Origin of the sequence: Streptomyces sp. NPDC057682 (assembly GCF_042799575.1) — a bacterium.
GTDB lineage: Bacteria > Actinomycetota > Actinomycetes > Streptomycetales > Streptomycetaceae > Streptomyces.
Genome location: NZ_JBHVIN010000002.1, coordinates 429,696 through 442,491, shown reverse-complemented (window position 1 = coordinate 442,491; position 12,796 = coordinate 429,696). Strand labels below are relative to the sequence as shown.

Here is a 12,796-nt window from a genome sequence, read left to right as displayed (position 1 = left end):
CAGCGAGAGCCCTGAACGGGAGGTATGCGCAGGCCCGAGGGCCGGCCCATGACTCAGACACCCACACAGCCACAGGCGCGTGCCCACATCAGCGTCCCGGCCGCACACCCGATGGTGATGCTCCTGGGATCGGGCGACTCGCTGCTGCGCGTGATCGAAGCGGCGTTCCCGGCGGCCGACATCCATGTCCGGGGCAATGAGATAAGCGCGACGGGCGACCCGGCGGACATCGCCCTGATCCAGCGCCTGTTCGACGAGATGGTGCTGGTGCTCCGCACCGGTCAGCCGATGACGGAGGACGCCGTGGAACGTTCGATCGCGATGCTCAGGGCCTCGGACAGCGGCCAGGCCGACGGCACCGAGACCCCGGCCGAGGTGCTGACGCAGAACATCCTCTCCAGCCGCGGCCGCACCATCAGGCCCAAGACCCTGAACCAGAAGCGGTACGTCGACGCCATCGACAAGCACACGATCGTCTTCGGCATCGGCCCCGCCGGCACCGGCAAGACCTACCTCGCCATGGCCAAGGCCGTCCAGGCCCTCCAGTCCAAGCAGGTCAGCCGCATCATCCTGACCCGCCCGGCCGTCGAGGCCGGCGAGCGCCTGGGCTTCCTCCCCGGCACTCTCTTCGACAAGATCGACCCCTACCTGCGCCCCCTCTACGACGCCCTGCACGACATGCTCGACCCCGACTCGATCCCGCGCCTGATGGCCGCCGGCACGATCGAGGTGGCGCCGCTGGCGTACATGCGTGGCAGGACTCTGAATGACGCCTTCATCATTCTCGACGAGGCGCAGAACACCAGCGCCGAGCAGATGAAGATGTTCCTGACCCGGCTCGGCTTCGACTCGAAGATCGTCGTCACGGGCGACATCACCCAGGTCGACCTGCCGGGCGGCACGAAGAGCGGTCTGCGGGAGGTGCAGGCGATCCTGGAGGGGATCGACGACGTGCACTTCTCCCGGCTCACGTCCCAGGATGTCGTCCGGCACAAGCTCGTCGGCCGTATCGTCGACGCGTACGAGAAGTACGACAGCCAGGGCGAGCAGGACGGCACGGCCGGTAAGGGCCGGGGCCGCCACAACGGGAAGCAGTAGCAGCGCACCATGTCGATCGACGTCAACAACGAGTCCGGAACCGAGGTCGACGAGCAGGCGATCCTCGACATCGCCCGCTACGCGCTCGCCAGGATGCGGATCCACCCGCTCTCCGAGCTCTCGGTGATCGTGGTGGACGGCGAGGCGATGGAACAGCTCCACATCCAGTGGATGGACCTGCCGGGCCCGACGGATGTCATGTCCTTCCCGATGGACGAGCTGCGTCCGCCGGCCAAGGACGACGAGGAGCCCCCGCAGGGGCTCCTCGGTGACATCGTGCTCTGCCCCGAGGTGGCCAGGAAGCAGGGCGAGGACGCCGAGACGCGGCACTCCATGGACGAGGAGCTCCAGCTCCTCACGGTCCACGGGGTGCTGCACCTGCTCGGTTACGACCACGAGGAGCCGGACGAGAAGGCCGAGATGTTCGGTCTCCAGGCGGCCATCGTGGACGGCTGGCGCGGTGAGCGCGGACTGACCGGTCCGTCCCCGGCCCCCACCGTCTCGTGAGCCTGGCACTCGTCTCCGGGGTCGTCCTGCTGCTCGTCGTCGGCTGGCTCGCGGCCTGCGCCGAGGCGGGCATCGCCCGTACGTCCAGCTTCCGGGCCGCCGAGGCGGTCCGTTCGGGGCGGCGCGGCAGCGACAAGCTGGAGCAGGTGGCCGCCGATCCGACGCGCTATCTGAACGTCGCGCTGCTGGTACGGGTGGCCTGCGAGATGGCGGCCGGGGTGCTGGTCACCTACGCCTGTCTGAAGGAGTTCCCGGAGACCTGGGAGGCGCTGGCCGTCGCCATCGGGGTGATGGTCCTCGTCTCGTACGTCGCGATCGGGGTCTCGCCGCGCACCATCGGCCGCCAGCACCCGCTGAACACGGCCACGGCGGCGGCGTACGTGCTGCTGCCGCTGGCCAGGGTCATGGGGCCGGTGCCGCAGCTGCTGATCCTCATCGGCAACGCGCTGACGCCCGGCAAGGGTTTCCGCAAGGGGCCGTTCGCCAGCGAGGCGGAGCTGCGGGCGATGGTGGACCTGGCCGAGCAGGAGTCGCTGATCGAGGACGAGGAGCGCCGCATGGTGCACTCGGTCTTCGAGCTGGGCGACACCCTCGTGCGCGAGGTGATGGTGCCGCGCACCGACCTCGTCTGCATCGAGCGCTACAAGACGATCCGGCAGGCGCTGACCCTGGCGCTGCGTTCCGGGTTCTCGCGGATCCCGGTCACGGGCGAGAACGAGGACGACATCGTCGGGATCGTCTATCTGAAGGACCTGGTCCGCAAGTCGCACATCAACCGGGAGTCCGAGGCCGATCTGGTCTCCACGGCGATGCGCCCGGCCGCGTTCGTGCCCGACACGAAGAACGCGGGCGATCTGCTGCGCGAGATGCAGCAGGAGCGCAGCCATGTGGCCGTCGTGATCGACGAGTACGGCGGCACGGCCGGCATCGTCACCATCGAGGACATCCTGGAGGAGATCGTCGGGGAGATCACCGACGAGTACGACCGCGAGCTGCCGCCCGTCCAGGAGCTGGCCGACGGCTGCTTCCGGGTGACCGCGCGGCTGGACATCGGTGATCTGGGCGAGCTGTTCGGGCTCGACGAGTACGACGACGAGGACGTGGAGACCGTCGGCGGTCTGCTCGCCAAGGCGCTGGGCCGGGTGCCGATCGCCGGGGCGAGCGCCGAGGTGGAGCTGCCGGACGGGCGCCGGCTGCGGCTGACGGCGGAGTCCCCGGCCGGCCGGCGGAACAAGATCGTCACGGTGCTGGTGGAGCCGCTGGCTCCGGACGAGGAGGAGACGGCCCCATGACTCCGCAGCAGCTGCGGGCGTTCTGCCTGGAGTTCAACGCCGGTGTCGAGGAGTTCCCGTTCGGGCCGGAGACGTCGGTCTTCAAGGTGCTCGGCAAGATGTTCGCGCTGAGCGCGCTGGACGCCACCCCGCTGACGGTGAACCTCAAGTGCGACCCCGACGAGGCGGTGCGGCTCCGGGAGGAGTACGAGGCCGTGGCGCCGGGGTGGCACATGAACAAGCGGCACTGGAACACCGTCACGGTGTCCGGTCTGCCGGAGGCGAAGCTGCGCGAGCTGATCGAGGACAGTTACGACCTGGTGGTGGCCGGGCTGCCCCGGGCGGAGCGGCTGCGGCTCGACCGGAAGTAGGGCGCCCAGGCCCGGCTCACTTCCGCCAGAACAGGTGGTGCACGATGCCGCTGTTCGGGCTGGGCACCCGCTCCAGGTGGAAGCGGTCGGTCAGCTCGTCGGGGCTCTCCCAGAACCGTTCGCCGGCCTTGATCTCGACCGGGGCGACGGCGATGTGGAGCGTGTCGACGAGATCGGCCTCCAGGAACTCCCGGACGGTGGCGACCCCGCCGCCGATGCGGACGTCCTTGCCCTCCGCGGCCTCGAAGGCGCGGTCGAGCGCTTCCCGGGGGGAGGCGTCGAGGAAGTGGAACGTGGTCTCGCCCTTGACGAGGGTGGGCCGCTCGTGGTGGGTGAGGACGAACACCGGGGTGTGGAAGGGCGGTTCCTCGCCCCACCAGCCCTCCCAGTCGTAGTTCTTCCAGGGTCCGCGCTCCGGGCCGAACTTGTTGCGTCCCATGATCTCGGCGCCGATGTTGTTGGTGAAGTCGCGGGTGAAGTAGTCGTCCAGGCCGAGGCTGCCGCCGGGGTCGGTCCGGTTGGGCCAGTGGGCGGTGGCCCCGGCCCAGGACATGAGCGTGCTGGGGTCGGCGCTGCCGAACGGGCGTTCGAGTGTCTGTCTCTCGCCGGCGCCGAAGCCGTCCTGGGAGAGGGCGAAGTTCTGGACGCGGACCAGCTGTTTCATCGGATCCCCTTCCGGTTGCGATCTGCAACCGGTTGTCAAACTATCTAGACTGATCCCATGCTGCAACCAGTTCCCGCCGAGAAGCTGCCCGTGTCGCGGGGCCGGTCCGGCTGCCCGATCAACATGACGGTCGAGCTCCTCGGGGACCGCTGGAGCCTGATCGTGCTGCGCGACATCATGTTCGGCGGCCTCACCCACTTCCGGGAGCTGCTCAACGCCTCCATGGAGGGCATCGCCTCCAACATCCTGGCCAACCGGCTGGCGAAACTCGTCGAGGCGGGGCTGCTCACCCGCCACGACGATCCGAGCCACCGCCAGAAGGTCGCTTACCGCCTCACCGAGGCGGCCGTGCAGCTCGTCCCGGTCCTCGCCCAGCTGGGTGCCTGGGGTGCCCGCTGGCTGGACACGAGCGCCGAACTGACGGTGCGGGCCGAGCTGCTGGCCGCCGGCGGGCCCCCGATGTGGGACCGCTTCATGGACGAACTGCGCGCCACCCATCTGTCCGGGGCCCTGGCCCCCGAGGACGGCGTCCTGGCCGAGCTGACCGCCGCCTACCACCGCGTGCTCGCCGAGCAGCGGCAGCGGGAGGACGCGGCGGCCGGCTGACCCGCCCGGCGCGGCCCGCACGGCGGCGGCTCAGGCCCGGCGCAGCCCCGCCGCGACCGCCCCGGCGCCGACGACCAGCAGCGCGGCGGCCACCACGATCACGGTCCGTACGCCGTCCAGCAGGGAGTCCTGAGCCGTCGCCACCGCGCCGAGCAGCGGGATGCCCACCGTGAGCCCCACCTGCTGCGTCGTGGTGACCAGGCCCGTCGCCAGACCCTGCTCCGTGTCGGGCACGCCCGAGGTGACGGTCAGCCCGTACGCGATGATCGCCCCCAGATGGAACATGCTGGCGAGCGAGACCGCGACGGTGGCCTGCCAGACGCCGGAGTCCGCGCCGATGCTCAGCAGGGCCGCGAGGAACAGGCCCTGGCCGAGCAGGGAGAGGGCCAGCGTGCGCCGGGCCCCGATCCGGCCGATGACCTTCGGGGCGTACACCCCGGCCACCACCGAGGCGAGCCCCTGCACCCCGAAGACCAGCCCGGTCCCGAAGGCCGACAGGTCCAGGACCTCCTGGAGGTACAGGGTCAGGACGAAGACGATCGTGCTCATCGTCGCGAAGGTGAGGAGCCCGCCCAGATTGCCGAACGCCACCGTGCGCCGGCGGAGCATCGGCAGCGAGACCAGCGGGGCGGCGGCCCGCGACTCGACGACGGCGAACGCGACGAGCAGCACCACCCCCGCGGCCAGGGCGGCCCGCACGTCCGTGCGCCCGAAGCCGTGCTCGGCCGCCGTGGACAGGGCGTAGATCACGGCCAGGAGACCCCCGGTGACGGTCACGGCACCCGGGACGTCCAGCCGCGGCCGGTCGGGCGTACGGGACTCGGGCAGCAGCCCCGGCGCCGCCGCGAGGACGGCCACGGCGGCCACGGTCAGCAGCCCCATCGTGGAGCGCCAGCCGAGGGTGTCGGTCAGCGTGCCCCCGGCGACCATGCCGACGGTGAAGCCGAGGGAGAGCAGGGTGCCGCTGATGCCGAGGGCCCGGTCGCGCAGCGGACCCTCCGGGAAGGTGGTGGTCAGCAGGGACATGCCGGTCGGCACGATGGCCGCGGCACCGAGGCCCTGGAAGGCCCGCCCGGCCAGGAAGGCGGCAGGACTCCAGGCGAGCGTGGCCAGCAGCGAGGCCGCGCCGAAGACGGCGAGCCCGGTGAGGAACAGCCGGCGGCGGCCGTAGAGGTCGGCGATCCGGCCGAACAGGAGCAGGAAGCCGCCGGACGGCAGCGCGAACGCGGTGATCGCCCACTGGAGTCCCGACCGGCTCAGACCGAGGTCGTCACCGAGCACCGGCAGCGCCACGTTCAGGACGGAGAAGTCGAGCGACACCATGAACTGGGCGGCGCACAGGACGAGCAGGACCAGCCGGGCCCGGCCGGAGAGCCGGGTGGGGGCGGGTGGCACGGGGGCGGGGGCCGTGGAGGGGGCCGGGGCGGAGGAGTCGATTGCCATGGCGACGAGCCTGCGGCGCACGGAATAACCGTGGGGAGCGGGAACTTATCCTGTTGGCCGCACCACCAGGCACGGCCCGGACACGGACACCAGGGGGAGTGGCGTGGGGACACCGGCCGGGGTCGCGGAGGACACCGGAAAGGCGCATCGGCTCGCGGAGCTGCGCGCGTTCCTGATGAGCAGACGGGCCAGGGTCAGCCCGGCCGAGGCAGGTCTTCCCGACGGCGGGGCCCGCCGCCGCACCCCGGGACTGCGCCGCGAGGAGGTCGCCGTCCTCGCGGGCGTCGGCGTCTCCTGGTACCAGTGGCTGGAGCAGGGCAGGGACATCACCGTCTCGCCCCAGGTGCTGGACGCGGTGGCCCGGGTGCTGCGCCTCAGCAGCGCCGAACGGCGCCACCTCTACGTCCTGGCGGGGCTCAACCCGCCCGCCCCGGAGGTCGATCCGGCCCACGCGGACATGTGCGACGGACTGCGGCGGCTGCTCGACGGCTGGATGCCGTACCCGGCGCACCTCATGGACGCGTACTGGAACGTCGTCCTCTGCAACGAGGCGGCGTCGGTCGTCATGGGCATGCAGCCCGACCGGCAGCAGAACTGCGTCATCTCCTTCTTCACCGATCCGGTCCACCGGATCCGGTACGAGGGCTGGGAGGAGATCGCCGCCCGGGTCGTCGCCCAGTTCCGGGCCGCGTGCTCGGAGTGCCCCGACGACGAGGGGTTCCGCGCGATCGTGGACGAGGCGAAGGAACGCAGCCCGGAGTTCGCCGAGCTGTGGGAGCGGCGGGACATCGCGCCGGGCGGGCAGATGCGCAAGGAGCTGACCCATCCGGTGGTGGGCAGGCTGGCCATGGAGGTCACCCAGCTGCGCATCCCGGCCCGCCCGGACCTGGCGGTCGTGCTGCACCACCCGTGGCCGGACACCGGCACGGAGGAGAAGCTGCGGTGGCTGGCCTCGGCGGAGGGCCGGCGCGGCTCGATGCGGCAGGTCGGCGCGTGACGCCGCGCCGCCCGCGTGACGTGCCCGGCACCGCGCTTCGTATGCTCGGCACATGACTGAGAGCACCGACCTCGGCGCCGAGGACCGCAAGATCGTCACGCTGGCGCGCAGCGCCCGCGCCCGCAACGGCGTGCCCGAGGGCGCGGCCGTGCGCGACGAGACCGGACGTACGTATGTGGCGGGCACCGTGGAGCTGGAGTCGCTGAGGCTCAGCGCGCTGCGCACCGCCGTCGCGATGGCCGTGGCCAGCGGGGCCACGTCCCTGGAGGCGGCCGCGGTCGTCTCCGGTGCCGAGACCCCCTCGGAGGAGGACCGGGCCGCGGTGCGGGACCTGGGCGGGGCGGACACCCCGGTGTTCCTCGCGGGGCCCGACGGCGCGGTGCGGCTCGTGGTGCGGGCGGGCTGACGCCCCCGCGGAACTCCGGACAGGACCCGGTGCCTCCGCCACGGCCGCCCGTACGCACCGCGGCCGTGCGGGGCGCGGAACGCGGTGATCTTGACAGTGTCTGATGGCCCATCAGTCGACGCGTTTCGCTTGCATTGACTTCTTTTCGGCCGGAGTCATCAATGGCCCCCTGCCGGCGCGGAAGAGCCGCCGCGCCGGATCCCGCAGGAGGGGGCTTATGCGTCCAGCCATCCGAAGATCAGCGAGCCGAAGATCCTTCCGCCGTTCCGGCCACGCCCGCCGCTGGGCCGCCGCGCTGGGCGTCGGCGCACTCGTCGTCACCGGGGGAGGGCTGCTCGCCGGGCCCGCGCAGGCCGCGGCGACCGCGTCGGTCGCGGTGGACTTCCCGACCCACTGCATCCCGCCCGCCATCGCGGGCATCCCGCCGATCGACGGGACGACCTCCGCCGAGATCACCGTCGACAACGCCGCCCCGAAGGTCGGCGAGACCGTCACCGTGACCTACACCGTCGTCACGGCGGCGGCGAGCAACCCCGTCGAACTGGCACTGCCCGCCGACATCATGACGCCCACCGGGACGGTCACCCTGGGCGGCGCGCAGAGCGGCTCCGTCACGGTGGCGGGTCCGAAGAAGAACGACCCGGTGCCCCCCAAGGGCGCCTTCCCGTCGTTCTCCATGACCGGCACCTTCACGGTCACCGCGCCCGGGGAGATCACCCTCTCGCCCGGCGACTACAACATCCACACCAGCTACATCATGGAGCTGGACACGCCCTGCACCGTCACCGATCCGCCCGCTCCGGTCTCCCAGCGGATCATCGCCACCCAGGACGGCGGCGGGGAGGTCAACAAGCGGACGATCTCGCTGGGCACGGCCTCGGGCAAGCCCGGTGACCGGGTGACCGTCACCGGCGCCGAATTCACCCCGGGCGCCGCTGTCACCGTGGCCGGCTGGAACGGCTCCGGCCCGACCGCGGACCGGATCACCGCCGAGGCGGCCGGCGACGGCACCTTCACCTTCCGGCCCGCGATCAGCGATCCGGCCACCGTCGGCATCGTCGCCTTCGAGGGCGCGAGCTGGGACCCGGCCAAGGGAGCGGGCCCGCAGGCCTACACCCTCACCGGGGGTGGGGAGATCCCGGACAACAGCCAGCGGCTCACCTCGTCGGTGCGCGCGGGCACCCTCACCATGAGCCAGGCCGGGGACGCCGTCGCCCTCTCGGCGGTCGACTTCGGACAGGGCGGCGCCTCCAGCGGCGCCCTGAACACGGTGACGGTGAAGGACTTCCGCGGCGGCCCCGCCGGCTGGTCCCTGACCGGCAAGGTCACCGATTTCACCGGTCCGGGCGGAGCCGTGATCGGCGCGTCCGCGCTCGGCTGGAAGCCGGCCTGCGCCACCAGGTCCGGCAGCCCGAGCACCTGCGCGGCCGGATCCGAGGGCACCGTCGGCAGCGCCGGGGCCACCCTGGCCTCCACGCCCGACGGCGCCTTCACCGGCGGGGAGTTCACCGTCGACGCCGGGCTGACGCTCGACGTACCGGCGTTCACCGCTCCGGGCGCGTACGCCGGAGTGCTCACGCTCACCCTGACGTGAGCCGCACCTGATCGACCGGTGGGCCGGCCGCGCACCCGGCCGGCCCGCCCCGCCCGAGCGCGTGCCCTGGGAGCCCGCACCATGCACACATCCGCCCTCACCCCGTCGTTCCGACGCGCCCCGGCCCTCCTGCTGGCCGGGGTTCTCCTCCTGTTCGGGGCGCCCCCGGCCGGCGCCGCCGACAACGGCAGCTTCTCCGTCTTCCCGGCCACCGCCGACACCGGCGGGCGGCCGTACTTCTACCTCTCGGCCGACCCCGGCGCCACCCTCACCGACAAGGTCACCGTCACCAACAAGACGGGGACCGCGATGACCTTCCGGCTGTACGCGGCCGACGCGTACAACACCGCGCGCGACGGCGGGTTCGCCGTCCGGGCGCAGAACGAGAAGCAGCGCTCCGTCGGTGCCTGGGCCAGGGCCGCCCGCGACCGGGTCACGGTGAAACCACACGGCTCGGTCACCGTGCCCGTCACCATCCGGGTCCCCGAGGACGCCGAGCCGGGCGACCACCCCGGAGCCGTCGTCGCCCTCGACGAGCGCATCGACCCCGCCGACGAGGGCGCCGTCGCCGTCGGCATCCGCAAGGCGGTCGGCGCCCGGATCTATCTGCGGGTCAACGGGCCCACCGTGCCCGCGCTCTCCGTCGAGGACGTGAGGGTCGAGCACAGCCAGCCGCTCGTCCCGGGCACCGGCGCCTCCCGCGCCGTCATCTCGTACACCCTCCGCAACCGGGGCAACGTCACCCTCAGCCCCAAGGTCGCCCTCAGGGCGGAGGGGCTGTTCGGCCGGACCCTGCTCGCCCGCGACCTCACCCGGATCCCGTCCGAGCTGCTGCCCCGCCAGGAGGTCCGGCTCACCGAGGAGTGGGCGGGCGCGCCGCAGCTGGAGTGGGGCGAGATCAAACTGACCGCCAGCGCCCGCGACACCCGCGAGTCCGCGGCCGTGTCGTACTTCGCCCTGCCCTGGCTGGTCGCCGGGGTGCTGCTCGTGGTGCTGGGCGGCGGCGCCGCACTGTGGATCAGGGCCCGCCGGGGGCGCCGCGGCGCGGCCCCGGCGGCGGGCTGAACGGGGCGGCCGGTGGCCGCGGGGGCGCCGTGGTGCCCCGCGGCCACCGGGATCGGGGACAATGGGCGCCATGAGCGCTCGACCTAACCCTGAACCCGCTGCCCGGCCGGCCGGTACCACCGCCCCCCACCGGGCCGGATTCGCCTGCTTCGTGGGACGTCCCAACGCGGGCAAGTCCACCCTGACGAACGCTCTGGTCGGCCAGAAGGTGGCCATCACGTCCAACCGGCCCCAGACGACCCGCCACACCGTGCGCGGCATCGTCCACCGGCCGGACGCGCAGCTGATCCTGGTCGACACCCCCGGCCTGCACAAGCCGCGCACCCTGCTGGGCGAGCGGCTCAACGACGTCGTGCGCACCACCTGGGCCGAGGTCGACGTCATCGGCTTCTGTCTGCCCGCCGACCAGAAGCTCGGCCCCGGCGACAAGTACATCGTCAAGGAGCTCGCGGGCATCAGGAAGACGCCCAAGATCGCGATCATCACCAAGACCGACCTGGTCGACTCCAAGCAGCTGGCCGAACAGCTGCTGGCCGTCTCCCGCCTCGGCGAGGAGCTGGGCTTCGAGTGGGCGGAGATCATCCCGGTCTCGGCGGTCAAGGACAGCCAGGTCGGGCTGCTGGCCGATCTGATCGTCCCGCTGCTCCCCGAGAGCCCGCCGCTCTACCCGGAGGGCGACCTCACCGACGAGCCGGAGATGGTCATGGTCGCGGAGCTGATCCGCGAGGCCGCGCTCGAAGGGGTGCGCGACGAGCTGCCGCACTCGATCGCCGTCGTCGTCGAGGAGATGCTGCCGCGCGAGGACCGTCCGGCGGACAAACCGCTGCTCGACATCCACGCCAACGTCTACATCGAGCGGCCCAGCCAGAAGGGCATCATCATCGGCCCGAAGGGCAAGCGGCTGAAGGACGTCGGCACCAAGTCCCGCAAGCACATCGAGGCGCTGCTCGGCACGCCCGTCTATCTCGACCTGCACGTCAAGGTCGCCAAGGACTGGCAGCGCGACCCCAAGCAGCTGCGCAAGCTCGGCTTCTGAGGCTTCCGACGCCTCTGAGGCTTCCGGGGATATCGGGGCTTCCGAGGCTTCCGAGGTGTCCGACCCGGCCGCGCCGGTCTCACGCGCCCTCCTTCAGGACGCGTGAGACCAGCGCGCGCTGGGCGTCGGTCAGCTTCGGGTCGGCGCAGTGCACCGTCCGGCCGCCGACCGTGATCCGGTAGTGGAAACCGTCCGGGACGCCCCGGGGCGGGGTGTCCGGGCAGCCGTCGAGGGCCGCCTCGGCCAGGGACTCCCAGTCGGCGGCGTCGGGCCGCCCCGCGGTGTCGATCTCGCGCTCGCGCGCGATCCCGGCGAAACCGCCGGTCCTGCTGACCCTGATCCGCATGCCTGTCCCTTCCCGACGACGGCCCGGTGCCTCACCTGGTCGGTACGCCGACCTCCGACCAGGCCTTGAGGACCGCCTCCACCTCGTCGCCCTCGCCGAAGCGGCTGCGGGCCGCCGCCACGGTCAGCCGGGCGAAGGACGCGAAGTCCGCGTCCACCGCCAGTTCACCACCGGTGAGCACATCGAACCAGAGCTGGCCCGCCCGCTCCCAGGAACTGCCGCCGAGCGCGGTCGCCAGCAGGTAGAAGGCGCGGTTCGGGATGCCGGAGTTGAGGTGCACCCCGCCGTTGTCGTCGCCCGTGTGGATGTAGTCGTCCATGGACGCCGGCTGCGGGTCCTTGCCGAGCACGTCGTCGTCGTACGCCGTGCCGGGTGCCTTCATCGAGCGCAGGGCCACGCCCTGGACCCGGGGGGCCAGCAGCCCGGCGCCGATCAGCCAGTCGGCCTGGGCGGCGGTCTGGCCCAGGGAGTACTGCTTGACCAGGGAGCCGAAGACGTCCGACACGGACTCGTTGAGCGCCCCGGACTGTCCGTAGTAGTTCAGGTTCGCCGTGTACTGGGTGAGCCCGTGGGCCAGCTCGTGGGCGATCACGTCGATGGCGACGGTGAAGTCGAGGAAGACCTCCCCGTCCCCGTCGCCGAAGACCATCTGCTCGCCGTCGAAGAAGGCGTTGTTGTACTTCTCGTCGTAGTGGACGGAGCCGATCAGGGGCAGTCCGTTGCCGTCGATGGAGCGGCGGCCGTAGGCGCTGAGCAGCAGGTCGAAGGTGGCGCCCAGGCCCGCGTACGCGCGGTTGACGCTGGCGTCGGAGGTCGGCTCCTCGCCCTCGGCGCGGACCTTCGTCCCGGGCAGGTCGGTGCCCTGGCGGCAGTCGTAGATCGTGCGGTCGGGGGTGCCGGAGCGGTCGCCGTCGGCCGGGACGGGGGCGACGGAGGTGCGGACGACGGTGGTCACCTGGCGGCGGGTGCGCCGGGCGGCGTCGGCCTCCAGGGTGCGGCGGGCGGGCTCGGCCAGGACGGGATCGTCGGACTGCGACAGCTTGTCGAGGACGTGGGGCGGCACGATGGTGCAGAAGACGGGGTGTGACCCGTGGGTTCGAGGCTGCATACAACGACTGTGGCAGTCCGTGATCGGGCTGTCACTGCTTGCCACCGGGATTGACGAAATAGAGTGATCCATCACTGTTCACCCGTTACCGGCACCCGATCCCGCATACTGATACGGCACCGACGTCCCGGGCGCCTCTCCGCTACGCTCGACGCATCATGCGTTTCGGGCTGCTTCTTCTTAGCTGCCGCGGCGAGGGCCTGTAGTCGTAGGCCGACCCCCTCCCCGCGGAGTCTGGTGCTGCAGCAGCACAGTCGGCCGTCCCCTTGAAGGACCCCGAGGAG

Annotated in this window: 14 protein-coding genes; 10 read left to right on the top strand and 4 right to left on the bottom strand. The window is 71.9% G+C overall.

Going from position 1 to position 12,796, the window contains the following annotated elements; translation table 11 throughout:
* The first annotated feature begins 48 nt into the window (after positions 1-48).
* Genes ACFVDM_RS04710 through ACFVDM_RS04695 form a run of 4 tightly spaced genes read left to right on the top strand, consistent with a single transcriptional unit; the run spans position 49 to position 3,247 of the window.
* Positions 49-1,098: a PhoH family protein gene (locus tag ACFVDM_RS04710; protein WP_383633180.1), complete on the top strand. Its 1,050-nt coding sequence runs from the start codon at positions 49-51 to the stop codon at positions 1,096-1,098.
* 9 nt (positions 1,099-1,107) lie between these two features.
* A complete protein-coding gene (ybeY, locus tag ACFVDM_RS04705; RefSeq protein WP_383633177.1) occupies positions 1,108-1,605 on the top strand; it encodes an rRNA maturation RNase YbeY in 498 nt (165 codons plus the stop codon).
* Entirely contained in the window at positions 1,602-2,897 is a 1,296-nt protein-coding gene (locus tag ACFVDM_RS04700; RefSeq protein ID WP_383633174.1) for a hemolysin family protein, read from the top strand. Before ybeY ends, ACFVDM_RS04700 begins: the two co-directional genes overlap by 4 nt.
* Positions 2,894-3,247, top strand: a complete 354-nt coding sequence (locus ACFVDM_RS04695) for an MmcQ/YjbR family DNA-binding protein (protein ID WP_383633171.1) — start codon at positions 2,894-2,896, stop codon at positions 3,245-3,247. The genes ACFVDM_RS04700 and ACFVDM_RS04695 overlap by 4 nt, the downstream gene beginning before the upstream one ends.
* 16 nt (positions 3,248-3,263) lie before the next feature.
* On the opposite strand, the gene ACFVDM_RS04690 is transcribed toward ACFVDM_RS04695, so the two are convergent.
* Positions 3,264-3,911 carry a dihydrofolate reductase family protein gene (locus ACFVDM_RS04690; protein ID WP_383633167.1) on the bottom strand — a complete coding sequence of 216 codons (648 nt, stop codon included), beginning with the start codon at positions 3,909-3,911 and terminating at the stop codon, positions 3,264-3,266.
* 57 nt (positions 3,912-3,968) lie between these two features.
* Here ACFVDM_RS04690 and ACFVDM_RS04685 point away from each other — a divergent pair, with 57 nt between their 5' ends.
* Positions 3,969-4,517: a winged helix-turn-helix transcriptional regulator gene (locus tag ACFVDM_RS04685; protein WP_383633164.1), complete on the top strand. Its 549-nt coding sequence runs from the start codon at positions 3,969-3,971 to the stop codon at positions 4,515-4,517.
* Positions 4,518-4,547: 30 nt separating this feature from the next.
* Here the strand turns inward: ACFVDM_RS04685 and ACFVDM_RS04680 are convergent, their stop codons facing one another.
* A complete protein-coding gene (locus tag ACFVDM_RS04680) occupies positions 4,548-5,960 on the bottom strand; it encodes an MFS transporter (RefSeq protein ID WP_383633161.1) in 1,413 nt (470 codons plus the stop codon).
* A 103-nt stretch (positions 5,961-6,063) separates the two neighbouring features.
* Here ACFVDM_RS04680 and ACFVDM_RS04675 point away from each other — a divergent pair, with 103 nt between their 5' ends.
* From ACFVDM_RS04675 to era, 5 genes are all read left to right on the top strand, one after another.
* Positions 6,064-6,957, top strand: a complete 894-nt coding sequence (locus ACFVDM_RS04675; RefSeq protein WP_383633159.1) for a helix-turn-helix transcriptional regulator — start codon at positions 6,064-6,066, stop codon at positions 6,955-6,957.
* A gap of 52 nt (positions 6,958-7,009) precedes the next feature.
* Positions 7,010-7,363: a cytidine deaminase gene (locus tag ACFVDM_RS04670; RefSeq protein WP_383633156.1), complete on the top strand. Its 354-nt coding sequence runs from the start codon at positions 7,010-7,012 to the stop codon at positions 7,361-7,363.
* 217 nt (positions 7,364-7,580) lie between these two features.
* Complete coding sequence (locus tag ACFVDM_RS04665; protein ID WP_383633153.1) at positions 7,581-8,957, top strand: beta-xylosidase; 1,377 nt, start codon at positions 7,581-7,583, stop codon at positions 8,955-8,957.
* Positions 8,958-9,038: 81 nt separating this feature from the next.
* A complete protein-coding gene (locus tag ACFVDM_RS04660; protein WP_383633150.1) occupies positions 9,039-10,022 on the top strand; it encodes a WxL protein peptidoglycan domain-containing protein in 984 nt (327 codons plus the stop codon).
* Between the two features lie 61 nt (positions 10,023-10,083).
* Positions 10,084-11,058 carry a GTPase Era gene (gene era / locus ACFVDM_RS04655; RefSeq protein ID WP_383633147.1) on the top strand — a complete coding sequence of 325 codons (975 nt, stop codon included), beginning with the start codon at positions 10,084-10,086 and terminating at the stop codon, positions 11,056-11,058.
* Between the two features lie 79 nt (positions 11,059-11,137).
* Here the strand turns inward: era and ACFVDM_RS04650 are convergent, their stop codons facing one another.
* Positions 11,138-11,404 carry a protealysin inhibitor emfourin gene (locus ACFVDM_RS04650; protein WP_383633144.1) on the bottom strand — a complete coding sequence of 89 codons (267 nt, stop codon included), beginning with the start codon at positions 11,402-11,404 and terminating at the stop codon, positions 11,138-11,140.
* Between the two features lie 31 nt (positions 11,405-11,435).
* Positions 11,436-12,512, bottom strand: a complete 1,077-nt coding sequence (locus ACFVDM_RS04645; protein WP_383633142.1) for a M4 family metallopeptidase — start codon at positions 12,510-12,512, stop codon at positions 11,436-11,438.
* Positions 12,513-12,796 lie beyond the last annotated feature (284 nt).